General features: G+C 54.7%; 15 protein-coding genes and 1 pseudogene. 7 read left to right on the forward strand and 9 right to left on the reverse strand.

What is annotated here, in order from left to right:
• Nucleotides 1-305: 305 nt before the first annotated feature.
• The 4 genes and pseudogenes from JUK32_RS12240 to JUK32_RS12255 form a co-directional block, all read left to right on the forward strand.
• Entirely contained in the window at nt 306-986 is a 681-nt protein-coding gene (locus tag JUK32_RS12240; RefSeq protein WP_204139139.1) for a zinc metallopeptidase, read from the forward strand.
• Between the two features lie 530 nt (nt 987-1516).
• Entirely contained in the window at nt 1517-2590 is a 1074-nt protein-coding gene (gene rsgA, locus JUK32_RS12245) for a ribosome small subunit-dependent GTPase A (RefSeq protein ID WP_239112596.1), read from the forward strand.
• Between the two features lie 134 nt (nt 2591-2724).
• A complete protein-coding gene (locus JUK32_RS12250; protein ID WP_204139140.1) occupies nt 2725-2922 on the forward strand; it encodes a hypothetical protein in 198 nt (65 codons plus the stop codon).
• A gap of 41 nt (nt 2923-2963) precedes the next feature.
• A pseudogene (locus JUK32_RS12255) lies at nt 2964-3065 on the forward strand (IS982 family transposase); the annotation flags it as partial.
• 364 nt (nt 3066-3429) lie between these two features.
• Here JUK32_RS12255 and JUK32_RS12260 read toward each other — a convergent pair.
• Complete coding sequence (locus JUK32_RS12260; protein ID WP_204139141.1) at nt 3430-3885, reverse strand: DUF2267 domain-containing protein; 456 nt, start codon at nt 3883-3885, stop codon at nt 3430-3432.
• Between the two features lie 388 nt (nt 3886-4273).
• Between JUK32_RS12260 and JUK32_RS12265 the strand changes: the two genes are divergently transcribed.
• From JUK32_RS12265 to JUK32_RS12275, 3 genes are all read left to right on the forward strand, one after another.
• Nucleotides 4274-4489, forward strand: coding sequence for a hypothetical protein (locus JUK32_RS12265; RefSeq protein WP_204139142.1), 216 nt, complete (start codon nt 4274-4276; stop codon nt 4487-4489).
• A gap of 140 nt (nt 4490-4629) precedes the next feature.
• Nucleotides 4630-5664 carry a glucokinase gene (locus JUK32_RS12270; RefSeq protein WP_204139143.1) on the forward strand — a complete coding sequence of 345 codons (1035 nt, stop codon included), beginning with the start codon at nt 4630-4632 and terminating at the stop codon, nt 5662-5664.
• A 180-nt stretch (nt 5665-5844) separates the two neighbouring features.
• The gene (locus JUK32_RS12275) at nt 5845-6612 is read left to right on the forward strand and encodes a YebC/PmpR family DNA-binding transcriptional regulator (protein ID WP_204139153.1); all 768 of its coding nucleotides are present in this window, start codon (nt 5845-5847) and stop codon (nt 6610-6612) included.
• 84 nt (nt 6613-6696) lie between these two features.
• Here JUK32_RS12275 and JUK32_RS12280 read toward each other — a convergent pair whose 3' ends face one another.
• The 8 genes from JUK32_RS12280 to JUK32_RS12315 all read right to left on the reverse strand — a co-directional run.
• Nucleotides 6697-7647: a diguanylate cyclase domain-containing protein gene (locus tag JUK32_RS12280; protein ID WP_204139144.1), complete on the reverse strand. Its 951-nt coding sequence runs from the start codon at nt 7645-7647 to the stop codon at nt 6697-6699.
• A gap of 327 nt (nt 7648-7974) precedes the next feature.
• Nucleotides 7975-12210, reverse strand: coding sequence for a chemotaxis protein CheB (locus tag JUK32_RS12285; RefSeq protein ID WP_204139145.1), 4236 nt, complete (start codon nt 12208-12210; stop codon nt 7975-7977).
• Nucleotides 12211-12804: 594 nt separating this feature from the next.
• Nucleotides 12805-14001 (reverse strand): FAD-binding oxidoreductase, encoded by a 1197-nt coding sequence (locus JUK32_RS12290; protein WP_204139146.1) that lies wholly within the window; start codon nt 13999-14001, stop codon nt 12805-12807.
• A 5-nt stretch (nt 14002-14006) separates the two neighbouring features.
• The gene (locus JUK32_RS12295) at nt 14007-14648 is read right to left on the reverse strand and encodes an HAS-barrel domain-containing protein (protein WP_204139147.1); all 642 of its coding nucleotides are present in this window, start codon (nt 14646-14648) and stop codon (nt 14007-14009) included.
• A gap of 30 nt (nt 14649-14678) precedes the next feature.
• On the reverse strand, nt 14679-14867 hold the full coding sequence (locus tag JUK32_RS12300; RefSeq protein ID WP_204139148.1) for an NAD(P)H dehydrogenase subunit NdhS: 189 nt from the start codon (nt 14865-14867) through the stop codon (nt 14679-14681).
• A 307-nt stretch (nt 14868-15174) separates the two neighbouring features.
• Nucleotides 15175-15660, reverse strand: coding sequence for a crossover junction endodeoxyribonuclease RuvC (gene ruvC, locus JUK32_RS12305; RefSeq protein ID WP_204139149.1), 486 nt, complete (start codon nt 15658-15660; stop codon nt 15175-15177).
• Nucleotides 15660-16757, reverse strand: a complete 1098-nt coding sequence (gene bchI, locus JUK32_RS12310) for a magnesium chelatase ATPase subunit I (RefSeq protein WP_204139150.1) — start codon at nt 16755-16757, stop codon at nt 15660-15662. Before bchI ends, ruvC begins: the two co-directional genes overlap by 1 nt.
• 127 nt (nt 16758-16884) lie before the next feature.
• Nucleotides 16885-17078, reverse strand: a 194-nt coding sequence (locus JUK32_RS12315; protein ID WP_204139151.1) for a hypothetical protein, incomplete at its 5' end; no start/stop codon positions are given.

Consider the following 17078-nt stretch of genomic DNA (forward strand, 5'->3'; position numbering starts at 1 on the left):
GGGGGAGTTCAGTCATGACCAAAGCCTAACATCCTCTGCTAGCTCATCGCTTGAGTCAACCTGGTTGAGCAATTACGAAAATTGTTACCTGGCAGCAATGCTCATCCCCGAACTCACCGCGCCACGTCACCAAACCGCAACGCAACCTTCACCAAACCTTAAGGCGAAGATGAGCGCGAGATCTGGCATCATGTAAGTCCAAATTCTGTTATCGAATTTTTTCAGTCCGCAACACTGAAAATGCTTGTCCGGTTTCAGGCGCTAATCATATCGCCGCACTTCTGCTCTCCTGGGGTTAAACCGTCATGTACTTTGATCCGATTTACTTCGTCTTTATGGTGCCCGGCATTATTGCCACTATGTGGGCCCAAAGCAAAGTCAAAGGCACTTATCGCCGCTACTCTCAAGTGCCATCCACCATGGGCATGACCGGCGCACAGGTGGCCCAGACTATCCTCCACAAAATGGGGGTACAGGGCGTCAAAGTCGAGCAGGTGCCGGGGGAATTGACCGATCACTATGATCCTGGGGCGAAGGCCGTGCGTCTGTCTCAAGGCATTTATGGCTCAACGTCGTTAGCGGCGGCGGCGGTGGCGGCCCATGAGTGTGGTCATGTTCTGCAAGATGTGGATGACTACAAATTGATGAATGTGCGGGCCAGCCTCGTCCCAGCGGTGAATTTAGGTTCGCGGCTCGGCCCCATTCTGATTTTTGCTGGGTTTATGCTGCAACTGTTTGGCTTGGCTTGGGTCGGGGTGATTCTCTTTGCCTCGGTCTTGCTATTCCATATTGTGACGTTACCGGTGGAGTTCGATGCCTCTCGTCGGGCGCTGAACCTGATCGACGAATACGGCATTCTGCAAGGCGAGGAAAACAAAGGGGCGCGGGCCGTTTTGCAGGCTGCCGCCCTCACCTATGTGGCGACTGCCTTCACCGCATTACTCAACCTGATGTACTACGTCTTGTTATTGTTGCGACGTAATTAGCCGGGGGCGGCGGTGAATTCGTTGCGGTCATGGGGTCAGCGGCTAGCCTAGCGAAATGTTTGGTAAGTCGTTCCTGACGCGCCATCAGGGACTGTCTGGAAGCGATCGCAATTCACCCATTGGGGATCGGCGGGAAAATAACATCCCAGTAACGGCAGTGCTTGGGGGGCTGGGTAGCTGAGTAGCTGGGTCAGTTCCGTGTCTGGAGTAGGTACTTTAATTGTCCGCGCATCCCTTGGAACTCTGACAGACGATCAACTATTCAGGCAAGCCTAACTGAGGATTGGATAAATCGGGGGCAGTGACGGCTCACGCATCCCCGCCTAGCGATCGCGATCGCTAGGCGGGGATTTTGTTATACTACAAACACTACATTTTTTGATCGGGATGGTGCTTCATGGCTGAGTCGGTAATCAACGCAACCCAACTTTTGATTTAATCGGCAAGGTCAGAAGCGATCGCTTCACTCTCGACGTTTTCGCATGCCTTGAAGACCTTGCCTAGCCATTGGTTTCTTTGAGGACAAAACATTGACTTTAGATGTATTTGGCTGGTGCCCAGGCAGCAGCCTTGACTTGGCGTTTGCGCAGTCTGCGCAAGCGGGTTTTGCGGTGGCGCGTGTGGTGGCAGAACAGCGCGGTGCCTATCAGGTGCAAACCGCTGATCAAGCCGTGATGGCCCAAATCACGGGGCAGTTGCGGCACCGTGCCGCTGACCCACTGATGCTGCCGGCGGTGGGCGACTGGGTGGTGATCGAAGCTGTAGCGGCACCAAACATCGCCATGATTCAGCAGGTATTGCCTCGCCACAGTCAGTTTGTGCGCAAAGCCGCTGGCTCCACAACGGTGGGTCAGGTGGTGGCGGCCAATGTGGATACGGTCTTCCTCATGGCGGGGTTGGATGGCGATTTTAACCTGCGACGGCTGGAGCGCTATTTGGTGACGGCGTGGGACAGTGGCGCGAACCCAGTCGTGGTGTTGAACAAGGCGGATGTGTGTGCGGATGTGGCGGCCGCGATCGCTCAAGTTGAGGCGATCGCCGTCGGGGTGCCCATTCATGCCATCAGCGCTGAACTCGGTCAAGGGTTGGCCCAACTCGATCCCTATTTACAACCGGGTAAAACCGTTGCCCTCATTGGGTCATCGGGGGTCGGCAAATCGACCTTGACCAACTATCTGCTGGGTGACGAACACCAGAGCACCCAAGCCGTCCGCGCCGACGATAGCCGGGGCCGCCATACGACCACTCATCGACAACTCATTCGCCTGCCGTCCGGCGCGTTGTTAATCGATACGCCAGGGATGCGAGAGCTACAGCTGTGGCAGGCGGGCTCAGGCTTGCAGGAAACTTTTGCTGATATCGAAGCGTTATCCGCCGACTGCAAATTCCGGGATTGCCAGCACGACCAAGAACCGGGCTGTGCGGTACAGGCGGCGATCGCCCTGGGGCAACTGGCTCCCCAACGCCTCCAGAGTTACCAAAAACTCCAGCGCGAGCAGCACTGGATCGAACAGCGCCGGGAGGGGCGCGCCCACCAAAACTCTAAACGGCGTTGGAAACCGATCACCAAAACCCTGCGTCAGCAGCCCAAACGCTGGCAATAAGGTGAGCCAAGCTGGGGTCAGAGGGAGCGATCAAGTATCTGTTTAACGTGAGTTCGGGATCAGAAATGAAGGGGCTGAGTCAGCTGAAACTAGTCAAAATTTTCCTGGTCAAAATTTTCAGCGAGGCCCCTCCCATGAATAGTTTAGAAGAGTGGTTTTGCCACCTTGATGATTTTTGCCGCAGCTTTGAACTGCAATGGCGTCAGACGTTGCTCGGCTCCGGTGTGCCGCAACGCGATATGCCGCTGGCATCGCTTAGGGAGCTGCAACTAAATAAAGTACCTGTTCAATCCGGTTTCGACTTCGCTCAACCTACCAGTATCGAGAGTTGAGCTGAGTCGAAACTTTGTTCATGGGGATCTCTTTTGCGCGCAAGTCCCTTAGCGATCGCCAACGGTCGATGAGTTTGAGCGAAATCATGACGATTCTGGTGAGCTTTCATCGCGAGTCCTATCGCAACTTCAAGCACTTTTACCAGAAGCAGGTCTGTCGCTACTGATAGGGAACGACCCGCTCCAAAACATTGGTCAGATTGAGCATGCTCGGCATCGCAGTGGCATGCCTTTTCTCGCTCATCTGATGGGCGGGTTGATGGCCGACTCTGACTATCCCACCAAGCCCGCTCTAGACTTGACTTCCAAGGCACTAGAAGCCCTTCCTCTAGCGATTTTCTAGCGTCGAACTCACGTTGGTTCGATTCACATAACCTCACACGCAGCGACAACAGTCAGTTAAACGTTAGTCGGTCAACTGTCTCGGTTCCATTCCTCACCGAAAAACGGGGCAGTTAGGCCTCAGCCTAGTTGCCCCTGGGGATGTGATTAAAGTCAGGCGATCGCTCAAGCCTGCTGCCAAAGCTGACCAATCTCATCCGGCAAATTTTGGCCCACTGCCGCGTATTTATCCTGGGGCAGTGCTTTTTTGAGGGCCGCAAAGACGGCTTTGGTGACGGTCTTGGGGTCGGCCTCTCGGGGGAGCGCCCCTTCTTGGTTGAGCCGCAGTAAGAAGGTGTCGGAACTAATCGACAACTGCCGCAGTGGACTGATGCGGCTGAAAAATGCCACCATCACATTTGGGTCGTTCCACAGGTCAGCGATTTCCATGTTGGCCTTTGGGGCTTCGGTGTGGAGTTCTTCCGCGATTTGATCAATCTGCTCGGTGGGCATCATGTCGCGCAAGATTCGGAACACGACTTTAGCCGCCATTTGCGCCTCATTGTCGGTCTGAATCGAACTCTGTTCGATGATCGTTTCTAAAAATGTCTTTTGCTGTTGTTCTGCAGTTTGATCTGCCATAAATTTCCTTATGCGTCGTCTTCAGAAGATTTCAGCTAAATCATCATCCCGACTCGCTGTTGTCAATATCGTTTACGAGCGGGAGGAGGCTGTTCAAATCGCGAGATTTTGAACCGGCCATTAGCTGAAACCCTCTCAGCAAGATTGAGTAATCTCGCCCTATTGCTTACCAAGTTAGAAAATAACGCCGGGTTTTTCCTCGCTCAGAGGTTATAGCTAGGTTCCGTCAAATTCCGTAATTGTGCCATGCAAAAAATTAGACTGCGGTTGGGGCGCGGCCGATAATGCTGAGAGGAGATCGCCTTTACCAGGAGAAAATCAATGTCACCGACCACCGTTTGGCTCACGATCGATTGAGGCAGAGAGGCCCGAAGCCCAACAGCAAACGATGACTGAACTGCTGTTTCGCGAGATGAACGGTTTTGACGAGGTGGAGCGGTCGGCGGATCCGGCTGCGCCGGCAGGGGCATGGAGGCGGCTTGGCTATGGAGCATGCTCACGGTGGGAAGTGACGATTGAGAATGTGAAGCGGCTCGGCCAAGAAATGCAAGACCGCCGACTGGGCAAGCCCATAAGCTTTACGGTCAAGGCGGGCGATCGCTGATCGCTCCGAATCCCCCTGAAAAAGTTCGTGCCAGCCTCCAGGGCATGTCGTGATTGCGGCATGACTGGGCAAGGCGTCGCCATAACGGCGGAGTCTAGTGCTACTGTCACAGCAAGGCATTAATCGATTGAGGTGTGAATATGAGGTACCTCCTGGCGGGAGACATTGGCGGCACTAAAACTATTTTGCGGTTGGTGGGGGTGGACGCCGCCCAGCTGCACACCTGCTATGAACAGGAATATGTCTCGAAGGACTTTCCCGACCTGGTGCCGATGGTGGAAACCTTTTTGGCCGCTGCCCAAGCGCAGGGCACAGACTTTGGCAAACCCACGCGGGCCTGTTTTGCGATCGCGGGGCCAGTGGTCAACAATACCTCCAAGCTCACCAACCTGACGTGGAATCTGGATGGTGATCGCCTCGCCCGCGACCTGGAGCTAGAATCCACCGAATTAATCAATGACTTTGCCGCGATCGGGTATGGCGTATTGGGGCTCGAACCGACTGACCTGCAGACCCTGCAAGCAGGCAGCTCCGACGACGCTGCACCGATCGCCATCATTGGCGCGGGTACGGGCTTAGGCCAAGGGTTTCTGATCAAGCAAGGGGAGCAATTTCAGGTCTTTTCCTCCGAGGGGGGACATGCGGACTTTGCGCCTCGCTCCGAGTTGGAATTTCAGCTGCTGAAATATTTGCTGGACAAGCACCAGATTACGCGGGTATCGGCAGAACGGGTGGTGTCGGGGCAGGGCATCGTGGCGATTTACCAGTTTTTGCGCGATCGCGGCATCGCCCAAGGCACCTCTGAATTAGCCGACATTGTCGAGACCTGGGAAAAAGAAGCAGGCCAGACCAAAACCGTTGATCCGGCGGCGGCAATTTCTCAAGCGGCGCAACAGGGAGCCGATAGTCGGGCCGTGCGGACGATGAATCTGTTCGTCGGAGCCTACGGTGCTGAAGCGGGGAATCTTGCCCTCAAGCTATTGCCCTACGGCGGTTTGTATGTCGCGGGGGGCATCGCCGCCAAAAATTTGTCCTTGATGACGGCGGGCGGCTTTCTCGATGCGTTCATCCACAAAGGCCGGGTCAGCAAACTGTTAGAGGCGGTGCCCGTGCGCATTGTCCTCAATCCTCAAGTGGGCCTGATCGGCGCGGCGCGGCGGGCCGCTGGTCTATAGCGGCGGCACTGGGTCGGAACCGCATGGGTCTGGAAATTTCGGGACGATTCAGCGATCGGCTATTCTGATGCAACAAGGGTGGGGGCCTGCCAACCGTCGCTCCCCACTGCTGGGATTGAGCGGGGCGGCATTGTGCCCTGCCTGCGTTCCCATTGTTTCAAATGCTGCGTGATTGCGGGTATGGCTGGTCATAGTAAATGGGCGAATATTAAGCGCCAAAAAGCACGTGTCGATGCGGTGAAGGGCAAAACCTTTGCCAAGCTCTCGCGGGAAATTATCGTCGCGACGCGGACGGGTGGCCCGGATCCGGCGGGCAATTTTCAACTGCGAACGGCGATTGATAAGGCGAAGGCGGCGGGCTTTCCCAATGACAATATCGATCGCGCGATCGCCAAAGGATCGGGTCAACTCAGCGGCGATGACGCCCTCGAAACCATTCGCTATGAAGGGTATGGCCCCGGTGGAGTTGCCGTACTCATTGAAGCGCTGACGGACAACCGCAACCGGACGGCGGCGGATCTGCGTGCGGCCTTTAGTAAGAACGGCGGCAACTTGGGCGAAACGGGCTGCGTCGGCTGGATGTTTGAACCAAAGGGCGTCGTCACCATCGTTGGCCCCGTCGATGAAAATACATTGCTAGAGGCGGCGATCGAAGGCGGTGCCGAAAGTTATGAAGCGACGCAAATCGACGACGATCGCGACGGGTTTGATGTGCTTTGCGACCCGAGTGATTTAGAGACCCTGAACAACGCGCTGCAAGCGGCGGACTACACCATCGAACAAGTCGAAAATCGCTGGATTCCCAGCAACACTATCGACGTGACGGACGCTGACCACGCGCGATCGCTGCTCAAAATGATGGATGCGCTGGAAGACCTGGACGACGTGCAATCAGTCACCGCTAACTTTGACATGGCCGACGACCTCATGGCCGCCAGCGTTGCCTAATTCCAAACAACCGAAAGACCCCTGCCCGAGGGGTGAGGGCTTGAGCGTGAGGGGCACAATGGGGCCATGATTGACGCTGTTCTATCAACTAGAGCCAGCGGTGCCAGAGGCCATCACAGTACAATTGCGGCCATTGGCCTTCGCTTTGTAGAGCGCTCGGTCAGCTAGACCAATCAAATCGTTGGGCAGCAAATTTTGATGGGGAATGATCGCGATGCCCCCGGCGCTATAGGTCAGTAACTTATCGACTCTAGAATTGCCGTGCAAAATTGCAGCATCGGCTAATTGTTGACGCAGGCGGTTATCGATTTTGCGGATGCCACTGGTATCAGTATTGGGCAGCAGAATGATGAATTCCTCTCCTCCAAAGCGAGCCACCAGGTCGGTGATTCGATTAACGGAGGCTTTGAGGATGGCAGCAAATTGCTGAAGACAGGCATCGCCTGAGAGATGCCCATAGTGATCGTTATATTGCTTAAAGGCATCTAAATCACACAGTAAGAGACCGAGTGATTGTTGTTCGCGAATCGATCGCGCCCATTCCTGAAAAAAAATAATTTGAAAATGATGCCGATTGGCCAAATTGGTCAGGCTATCGGTTTGGGAAATTTTAGTGAGTTTAAGGTTCACAGTTTCTAATTTTTTGAGCGTCTCTTGCTCTCGCAATATTCGTTTGATCCGGTTTTTCAAGATAGTGAAATTAACTGGCTTGGTAATGAAATCAGTCACCTGTGCCTCAAAGGCTTCATTAACCAGGCGATCGTCCTTGGTGCCAGTAATCATGAGAATGGGAGGGGGCAAGGCCGCATAGCAATCGTGGATGCGGCGGCAGAGTGCAATGCCATCAATATCGGGCAGGTTTAAATCGAGCAGGATAATATCGGGGCGCTCTGTTTCCAGTACCGCCAAAGTGTCCCGACCATTTTCAGCAGTGATGACTTGAAATCCCGCCGTAGTCAGCGCGACTTGTAGTAGATAACAAGCATCTTCGTCGTCATCAACCACTAACACTTTTGGAGATTTCAGATTTGTCATCTCTGCTCACCCCTAATTAACCAGTTTATCTTGACGTCGATCTGTTGGCCTGAAACTTTATTGATTTAAATTTTATTTTGAATTTCACCATGCTAGAACTTAGCAGCTATGCAATGTTTTAGATGAACTTAGGCAGATGATCAGAGGATGTTTTGCAGAGGTTACTTGGCGCAGCAAAGATTATCCGAGTTCGCTCAATGATCGCTATAAACTCATCCTGGTGTTGCTGCTGTTGGATATTTTCAGGTAGCTAAACATCGATTGAATCACGTTTCAGACATCTTCTCCAACTTATTAATGGGGGGTGTCTGCTAGTACTCGAAGGCATCAATTTGAGGGCTGATTTACCTCTTCTCCCAGCTGACTAGCTGACCCTAATTGAGCGGCCCAGTACTGTAATCGTTGAATGAGGTCGTCATGAATGATGGGCTTGCTCATGTAATCATCCATGCCGGCGGCTAAGCATTTTTCCCGATCGCCCGCCAGGGCATGGGCTGTCACCCCAATGACGATCGTGTGGCGATCGCGGCCCTCTCGCTGCCGCAGTTGCCGAGTCATGTCATAGCCATCGGTCACTGGCATCTGGCAATCCAGTAAGACGATATCAAAATTAGCGATCGCCAACACTTCTAGGGCCTGCTGACCATTTTCCACCGTGGTGATGTCGCAGTCATATTCGCTCAGAATGGCGACCAATAACTGACTGTTGCTGGGATTGTCTTCCACAATCAGGAATCGTAACCCCGATAGCACCGAGGCGTCGGCGTCGGAGTCGGGCTCGGGGTCGGGCTCGGGGCAATCGTCGCTCGATAGGGCCAATGGGCTGCTCTGAGCGGCCACACTGGCGACGGCAGTGGCGTGATCTGTGAGCCCTAACGGCACGATCGCCCAAAACGTTGAGCCGGCTCCCGGTGCACTGGTGAAGCCGATATCGCCGGCCATCAACTGCACGATGCGGCGACAGATAGTTAGCCCTAAGCCGGTGCCACCGAATTGTCGAGTGGTGGAATTATCAGCTTGGGTAAAGGGCTCAAACAGGTTAGCTTGTTGTTCCTGAGGAATGCCGATGCCCGTATCCCGAACGGCAAATTTTATCCATACTTGGTCAGCATCGCCCCTTTCCGGCAGTTGCGACATGGCCAGAGTGATGGTTCCCGCTTCGGTAAACTTGATGGCGTTGCTCAGCAGATTACTCAAGACCTGCTGTAATCGGAAGTCATCGGCCCACACGACCCGAGGAATCGTGTCATCCATCTCGACCCTCAAGTGCAGTCCTTTTTGTTCGATGAGCACGGCAAAACTGGTTTGCAAGTTTTGCGGCAACTGAGAAAAATTAAACGGTTGGATATTGAGTTGGAGGTGCTGAGATTCGAGCTTAGACAGGTCGAGAATATCGTTGACTAAGGTCAGCAAGCGATTGCTATTCACCTTCAAAATATTGAGTAACCGCTGATCCGACTCGGACAAGTCCAGGCGCATCAAGAGTTGCTGTACGCCCGTAATGGCATTGAGCGGGGTGCGAATCTCGTGGCTCATGTTCGATAAAAAATCGCTCTTGGCCTGATTAGAGGCATCCGCCACCTGGGCAACGGTGATCGCATCCTCCAGCAGTTGATTGCGTTCGGCCAGTTCGGCTTCGCGGGCTTCGAGCGATCGCTGCACGTCGACCCGCCGGGTAACTTCGACAATCACCGCCCCAATGCCGCGCTGATCGTCAGCAAAGTAAACCGGATAGTAGCTCGCTTGCCAAGTCCGTTCTTTCTCCGGCTCTTGGGGGGTCCGGCCCTGAATCTCAATTTGGTCAATGGTCTGCCCCGTCGCTAGCACCTCTTGGCAATAGGGTTTGAGGGTCTCGGCCAAGTCGGGCAACATTTCGTCCACCGATCGCCCCAGATGGTCATCGACTGAGGCCCCGTTAATATCGGCCAGGATTTGGTTAATGCGGAGGAAACGAAAGTCGCTATCAATCAGACAAAGTCCCACCGGACTGGTCGCATAGAGCTGCTCTAAGGTGGCATTTACCTGCTGCAATCGCAACTGAGTCTGCTTTAATTCACCCACATTGACGAAGGTCAGAACGACGCCGTCATTCCCTTGACCGTCGCGGAGATAGGGATTGACTCGCATCAATAAGCACTGTCGGTTGGAGCGCAAAGTCACCTCGCGTTCCACGGGCTCTTGGGTCGTCAGTACGGACTGAATGATGGCCAAAAAATCGGGACAATCCAGATTGTTGGTGAGATCGGCCAGGGGCCGCCCGATATCTGAGGGCTTGATATTGATAGTCTGGGTAACGGCTGGGGTGAATTTGCGAATATTGAGACCCGGATCTAAAAACACCACCCCGATGTCAGTGCTGCGGAGTAGGTTGTCGATGTCGTAGTTGAGTTGGGTGAGTTCTTCAATCTTGGACTGATACTCCCCATTGACGGTGTAGAGCTCTTCGTTGACCGACTGAAGCTCTTCGTTGGTGCTCTGCAACTCTTCGTTTGAGGCGAGCAACTCTTCATTGGTGGCCTGCTGTTCTTCGTTGGTGGTTTCCAGCTCTTCGATCGTTATTTGCAGATTTTCGCGGGTTTGCTGCAGCTCATATTCCAGCTCGGTAATTTGCTGCGCCGCTTCGCCCCCGACATCAAACCGTCTGGCGGTGTCGTCTGCGGGGGGCTCAGTGGGCGATAATTGCGGGCTGACTTCGAGGACGACGATTAAGAAGCTTTCGGCTGGGGAGGGATTACTCTGGTCGAGCCCCACCCGCAGATTGACCGCGCAGGTTTCGCTTTGGTGCTCAATCTTAATGCCGGAATATAGTACCGACTCGCGATCGCGCTTGGTGCGATGCAGTGCCGTACTCAGCGGCAAGCGCAGGGAGGGATGCACAATTTCGGTGACATCTAGCAAAGCCTCGCCCACGGGAAACTGCAAGAGATCGGCACCGTTGTAGAACACTCGCAACAGCCGATTGTTGGGGCCGACCAATAAACAGGTCATCTTGCGATCGGCCAGGCCGTAACGAAACACCTCACCAATCAGCCGATTGGTCTGATTTTGCCTGGTTTTAGCCCGCCCTTGATAGGTGAGCGGCGTGACGATGGACTGCCGCGTAATCGGCAATGCTGAAAGCTGCGTGTCCCGTCGCTTGTTGTAGAGTTTCCAGCGACTTTCAATCGTGGTGAACTCCGACTCCAGGCTACCGAGGGTTTCGGAGTTGCCCAAAAATAGCACCCCAGCTGGGGCCAACGTGAAATGCAACAGTCGCAGCACCCGCTGCTGCAATTGCGGCTGCATGTAAATCAGCACGTTGCGACAGCTGACCAAATTCATTTTGGAAAAGCCCGCGTTTTTAGTCAGATCGTGGGGAGCGATGATCAACATCTCCCGCAGCGATCGGGTGACCTGATACTGGCCGCCTTTAAAGTTGAAGTAGCGCTCTAACCGCTCCGGCGAGATCGCATTCGCAATATTTTCAGAATAAGACCCCTGGGCCGCGACTTCGAGGGCGTTGGTATCTAAATCAGTGGCAAAAATTTTGGCCTGAATATCCCTATTAGAGCGGCGCAGCGCCTCATCCACCAAAATCGCCATGGAATAGGCTTCTTCGCCCGTGGCGCAGGCCGAGACCCACACCCGAAATTGCTGTCCTTCATCTAGTCCTTCAATCAGCGAAGGCAATACCTGCTGCTCCAATATTTCCCAGGCCGCCGCATCGCGAAAGAAGGCCGTCGCCCCAATTAATAAATCCTGACGTAGCGACTTTTGCTCTTCCGTCGAGCCCTCTAGCAACCCCAAATAACTTTCTAAATTTACCCGCCGGGTGAGGGCACAGCGATGATGGATGCGCCGACTGAGCGTACTGACCTTGTAATGGGAAAAATCAATATCTTCCCGCTCTGACAGCACATCCAAAATGTTTTGGAGCATGTCGGGGTCGATCAGGCTAGCGTCGCTCGCAGTGGACGCCGGAAAGTTATCGGAAAATCGAATCAGTTCGAACACAGTCTGCGCGAGATCTTCCGGTGACAACACCTCATCCACCAGCCCCGAGGGAATCGCATTGGACGGCATACTGGTAAACTGCGCCGTTTCGGCAGACTGTACCAGAGCAATGCCCCCCGCGCGACTCACCGCTTGTAAGCCTTCGGTGCCGTCTTTGCCTGTACCCGACAACAAAATGGCGATGATCTGCTCGCCCCAGCCGCCAATCAGGGAGGAGAAAAACCGATTGATCGGATAATCAAATGCCCCTGATTTATCTTGCAAATTGAGCCGTCGATCTTGAATTACGAGCTGCTTGCGCGGCGGCAATACGTACACATGCGCGGGCTCTAACAGCATCTGATCTTCAGCCTGGCACACCGTCATGACCGTTTGCCGCTGCAAAATATCGGTCATCATGCTTTTGTGGTTGGGCGATAAATGCTGTACCACCACAAACGCCGCGTTGGGATTATCCGGCACGTTGGCAAAGAAAGCCTCTAAAGCCTGAACTCCTCCCGCTGAAGCGCCAATACCGACAATGAAAAAATGCTTGGAATTGGCTTTGCCGATGACATTGCTGTCGTTCATGCACAAGTGCTCGCAGTTGCAATCTTGACCATTAATGATTGTGTTATCGGTTTGTTCATACTTTTCGAATGGCCGCAAAACTATGAGTTCACACTCTCTTTTGTGGATGTGAAATCACTCAGAATAGTTTGCGCCTCGCATTGCTCAAGACTCTTGCACAATCACAGGCTAGCCAGCAGTTCTAGCAGCCTTTAGCTACGTGAATGTCAACAGCTCGTCACCTGGAAACTTGGCGGCTTCAGGGTAAATTGCAATGGTGAAAATTAAAAATTAGTTAAGTTGAATTGGTTAGAAAAAAATATTTATTTAGGTTTATGCTAGCTAATGTGCCGTTACTTTGCATCTATCGTTTGTCTGAGTTTGGCGTCTCAGGCCCAATCCCATCAGTGTAAAAAAAATCGTAAAAAAATCCTCAATCCCCCATGAGTAAAGAGTTCTCATTGAAGCGGGTGATTGTTGGATGGCTTCAGAAATCTTCTGAGGGTAGTGGGTTTCAGTATGTTTGGGGAGTCGTTCTGGTGTCTGGGGCGATCGCGGCAGTCTCGCCCTAGTCATGCTTCACAATGCCGATAGCCCACTGTCATCAGCTGCCCGTCAAGATTCATGCGATGCTTCATCCGTGACCCATCGCCCCGGACGAGTGGCGGACAAAATATCGCTGTCCTGACCGTTGGCCCAGCGTGCAAAGTGCGCCGCCACGGCGGGGACTAACCCAAAGGGACTGGTAAACCCAGAAAACACGTGGCCGCCCTGCAAGCCGGGGATTGGCCCGGCCAGGGGTAAGCCGTCTTCACTAAAGGCGACGCGGCAGGCGTGCCACTGCCCCGGCACTGCGGCGAGCGCTGGCACCAGGGGTTCGATGCCGTGGCGGAGGCGTTGTTCTCCTTGGGCGGCATCGAGGGCGGGCTCTAGGGCCGTGTTGATGCGGCTAATCTGGCCGATGCGCAGGCGACCATCGGGAAACTGGACGCAGCCAGAGTCCAGCATGGGCGGGCGCAGTTCGTGGCCGGGTTCGTCCCACCAGCTATGGGTGTCGTCGCGGCTCGATTCTGACTCGATCGCCGATCGCGTCAAATCAGCGGGCATGATCAGCGATCGCAGTTGCCAGTCCAACGGTGGCGTTTCCACGACTTCCGCATGGCTGAAATATACCGGCACTTTGACCCCAGCGGTTTTGATCAGTTCACGGGTGAGCCCGCCAGCGGCCACCACCACCTGGCCCGCCGCATAGGCTTGGGTGGGCGTTGTGACGCCAGTAAGGCGATCGCCCATGCGCACTAATCCCGTCACGGTGGCGATGATGATCTGTCCGCCCGCATCTTGCAGCCCGTGGTTGTAGGCCTTGACTAAAGCGGCGGGGTCAACGTGGCCATGGCGCACGGTGAGGGCTCCAGCGATCGCTGCTGGATTCAGATAGGGCTCCCGCTCCTGGGCTTCCGCCGCCGTAATGGGGACTGGCGGCGTTTCGACGGCGGCGTAGCGTTGGGCCAGCGCTTGGGGGTCTTGACCCGGCTCGACCGTCAGCAGTAAGTCCAGCTCCCGGTAGTGGTGAGCCACGCCGGTCTCATCGGGCAGGGCCGTATATCGGGCCAAGCTCTCGCGGTAGAGCTGGCGCAGCAGCGCCGTATGGCCCGACCAGTGGGGCACCCCGCCATAGGTGTATCGCGTCGCGTTGTCGGGACTGGCGGATCGTTCGAGCAGCAGCACGCTCGCCCCCTGCTTCGCCAGCTCATAACTCAGGGCCGCGCCCGTCAAGCCGTTGCCCACCACAATCCAGTCAAAAGTTGGCATAGCGACTAAGGATGAATTTGCGACAGAATCGTGCGGAGGCGATCGTAATCGTCTTTCAGCTGCACGTTCAGAATGCGCCCGGCTTGTACCAGCCAATCGCGATCGAGCCGCCGCAGTTGATAGACTTCGCGAATCACCGCCGCAATCAAGCCATCCACCGGCGCGCTCCGCGTATCCATCAGCGTCCGCAAAAAGTCTAACTGCTCGGTAAAGGTCACCACCTCTTCGGCAGAGCAGCGATACACCGCTTGGTGTACCTGGGGCGGGCGCGGCGGCAGGTGTTGATAAATCGTGCCATCACCGGCGGGACAAAACCCCACGATCGCCACCCGAAATTCCGTTTTCAGCATGGCAAAAATCTGCGGCTGCTGCTCCCGCAGTTCCGCCAGGGAGAGCCCCAAGGCAGTGGCTCGATGCACCGAGTCCAAGGGACTCGTCGTGGCGTGATAGACCACTCCGTAAATCTGGTGACCAGAGTCTTCGTCCGCCGCCTTGACCCAACTACCAAAGGGCGGCATTTGCGCAAAGTCCAGGGAGTCAGGTTCTAGGCACTGAGCCAAAAACTCCGTGGTCGAGGTCTCAATCACTTCGGCGATGTGACCGGGTTGGGGAGATCGAGTCACCAGCTGCGGTAAAGGCAATCGCATACAAACAGACCTAAGTAGAGGGCAGCGAAATTACTTTTTGCCGCGTCGCTTGTCTAGGGCTTCTAACTCCGAGGAGTTAAACGTGACGAGCTTATCCCAGTTGCCCCCTTCAAAGAGTACGGCGACTTTGCCATCAGCAACGCGCTGCACTTGACCTTGGAACCCGTAGTAAGTGTCGTCCATGTTGACTACGCGGACAGCCGCACCGGGAAAAAGCATACTCTTGGCATCCCTAAAATGTTCACTACTTCATTCTTCTAACACAAAACCGCGATGTTCTCGCAGGGTCTGGCGGCCTTACAGCCCGCTAGGCGTAAAGCGATCGCTCATCACAGTCATTGCAGTTTGCTATCTCTCCCCGGATTTACAGACCCTTGCCAGTGCCGATGTTAATTCAGCGATTAGGGACTTACGCGCAAAAAAGATCCCCATGAACCGAGTTTCGACTGCGCTCAACTCTCGATACTGGTAGGTTGAGCGTAGTCGAAACCGGCTTGATCGGGTACTTAATTTAGTTGCTGATCCCTTAACGCTGAAACCAAGCCGTGAGGGCAACGGCCAACCCATCAGCGGCGTCGTCGGGCTTCGGAATTTTGGGTAAACCCAGCTCCCGCATGACCGACTCTTGCACCATGCTTTTGTCGGCGTTGCCATAGCCGGTCAGCGCCTGTTTGATTTGGGCGGGCGTAAATTCCACCGGGGTGAGCTGATGCTGAGCCAGCACCAACATCACAACGCCTCGCGCCTGGGCCACCAAAATCGTGTTGCCCATGCGATAAAAAAACAGTTTCTCTAACGCCACAAGATCGGGCTTAAATTGCTGAATCAAGCTGTGCAAATCGTCATGGAGGGTGCAGAGGCGATCGCCCACGGGGGTCTTGGCTGGAGTTTCGACAATGCCAAAGTCCACCACTGCGGCCCCAGCTGCCGTTGCCGCCGCATCGCCGCCATCAATCACGCCAAAGCCCAAAATCGCCAGACCTGGGTCAAGTCCCAGAATCCGCTGGCCCACTAGCGGGCCCCGACGGGCTGCCGCCCATTGGTCGCCGCATCTTCATCTTCGAGGGCCACGCCAAACACCTGGCTAAAGACTTTGCCCACTTTGTAACCAGAGTCGATCGACTCTAGGGGATCTTTGCGTAAACGGTGCCGCAGACACATGACGATCACGGTCCGAATATCGTCCAGGGTCACCTCGGTACGCCCTTCATACGCCGCCAGTGCTTTAGCTGCCCGGTTGGTCACAATGTCACCGCGCAGGCCATCCACATCCAACTCCGAGCAGACCTGCGAAATTTTGATGCGGAAATCATGCTCAATTGTGACATTGGGCAACCGCGATTGAGCATCGACAATGCGTTTCTGTAAGTCAGTTTGAGGCTCGTCAAACTTTTGCAAATAGGCTTGGGGATCTTGGTCAAAGTCCGATCGCTGTTCCACAATCTGGACGCGCAGCTCTGGGTCGCGCACGGTGCGAATCTCGGCGTGCATGCCAAAGCGGTCTAGCAACTGAGGACGCAGCTCGCCCTCTTCCGGATTGCCAGAACCGACCAAAACGAACTGGGCGGGGTGGCGAATGGAAATCCCTTCGCGTTCAACGGTGTTCCAGCCAGAGGCCGCCGAGTCGAGCAACACATCTACGAGGTGGTCATCCAGCAGGTTCACCTCATCCACGTACAAAATGCCACGATTGGCTTTTGCTAATAGACCCGGTTCAAAAGCTTTGACCCCTTCGGATAGGGCTTTTTCGATATCGATAGTGCCACAGACCCGATCCTCGGTTGCGCCCAGGGGCAGGTCAATCATGGGCACTTTTTTGGTGGCCTTGGGCAGGGTGTCGGTGCCCCGCTCGCGCTGAATGTCCTGATCGCTAGGCGATCGACTAAAGGGATCGTCCGCGACGACTTCGATTTCTGGCAGCAGATCGGCCAGGGCGCGAATCGTCGTCGATTTGCCCGTGCCGCGATCGCCCATAATCATGACGCCGCCAATGCGCGGATCAATGACATTCAAAATCAAGGCCAGCTTCATATCTTCCTGACCGATGACAGCGGTAAAGGGGAAGACAATGCGGCGAGGAGTAGTCGAACGTTCGGCAGTCGCAATCACAGGCAAACAACTCTCTTACAAATTCTTAAGAACAAGCTTTCAAAAGTGAACCTTCATTGTGCCATAGGGGTTTGCGCCTTCACACTCCCCAACCAGATAAATCATGGAATTGACTGATTCAGGCTACTCAGGCTCGCCCACCGCCGCCCATGATCACTAAGTCTCCAGCTACCCATCCCTTCACCCCAACCGCTGACAAGGATCGCCACATAATCTTGCCCTTGCTCCCTTCCCCCTCACGCACCCTACTAAGTACACACAAGTCATGTTGTAGTAGGATGCTGCCAGAAAACATGGGGTCATCGAGATGGAGAATCCTAT

This window comes from Halomicronema sp. CCY15110 (assembly GCF_016888165.1).
In the GTDB taxonomy this organism is placed as follows: Bacteria; Cyanobacteriota; Cyanobacteriia; order Phormidesmidales; family Phormidesmidaceae; genus Halomicronema.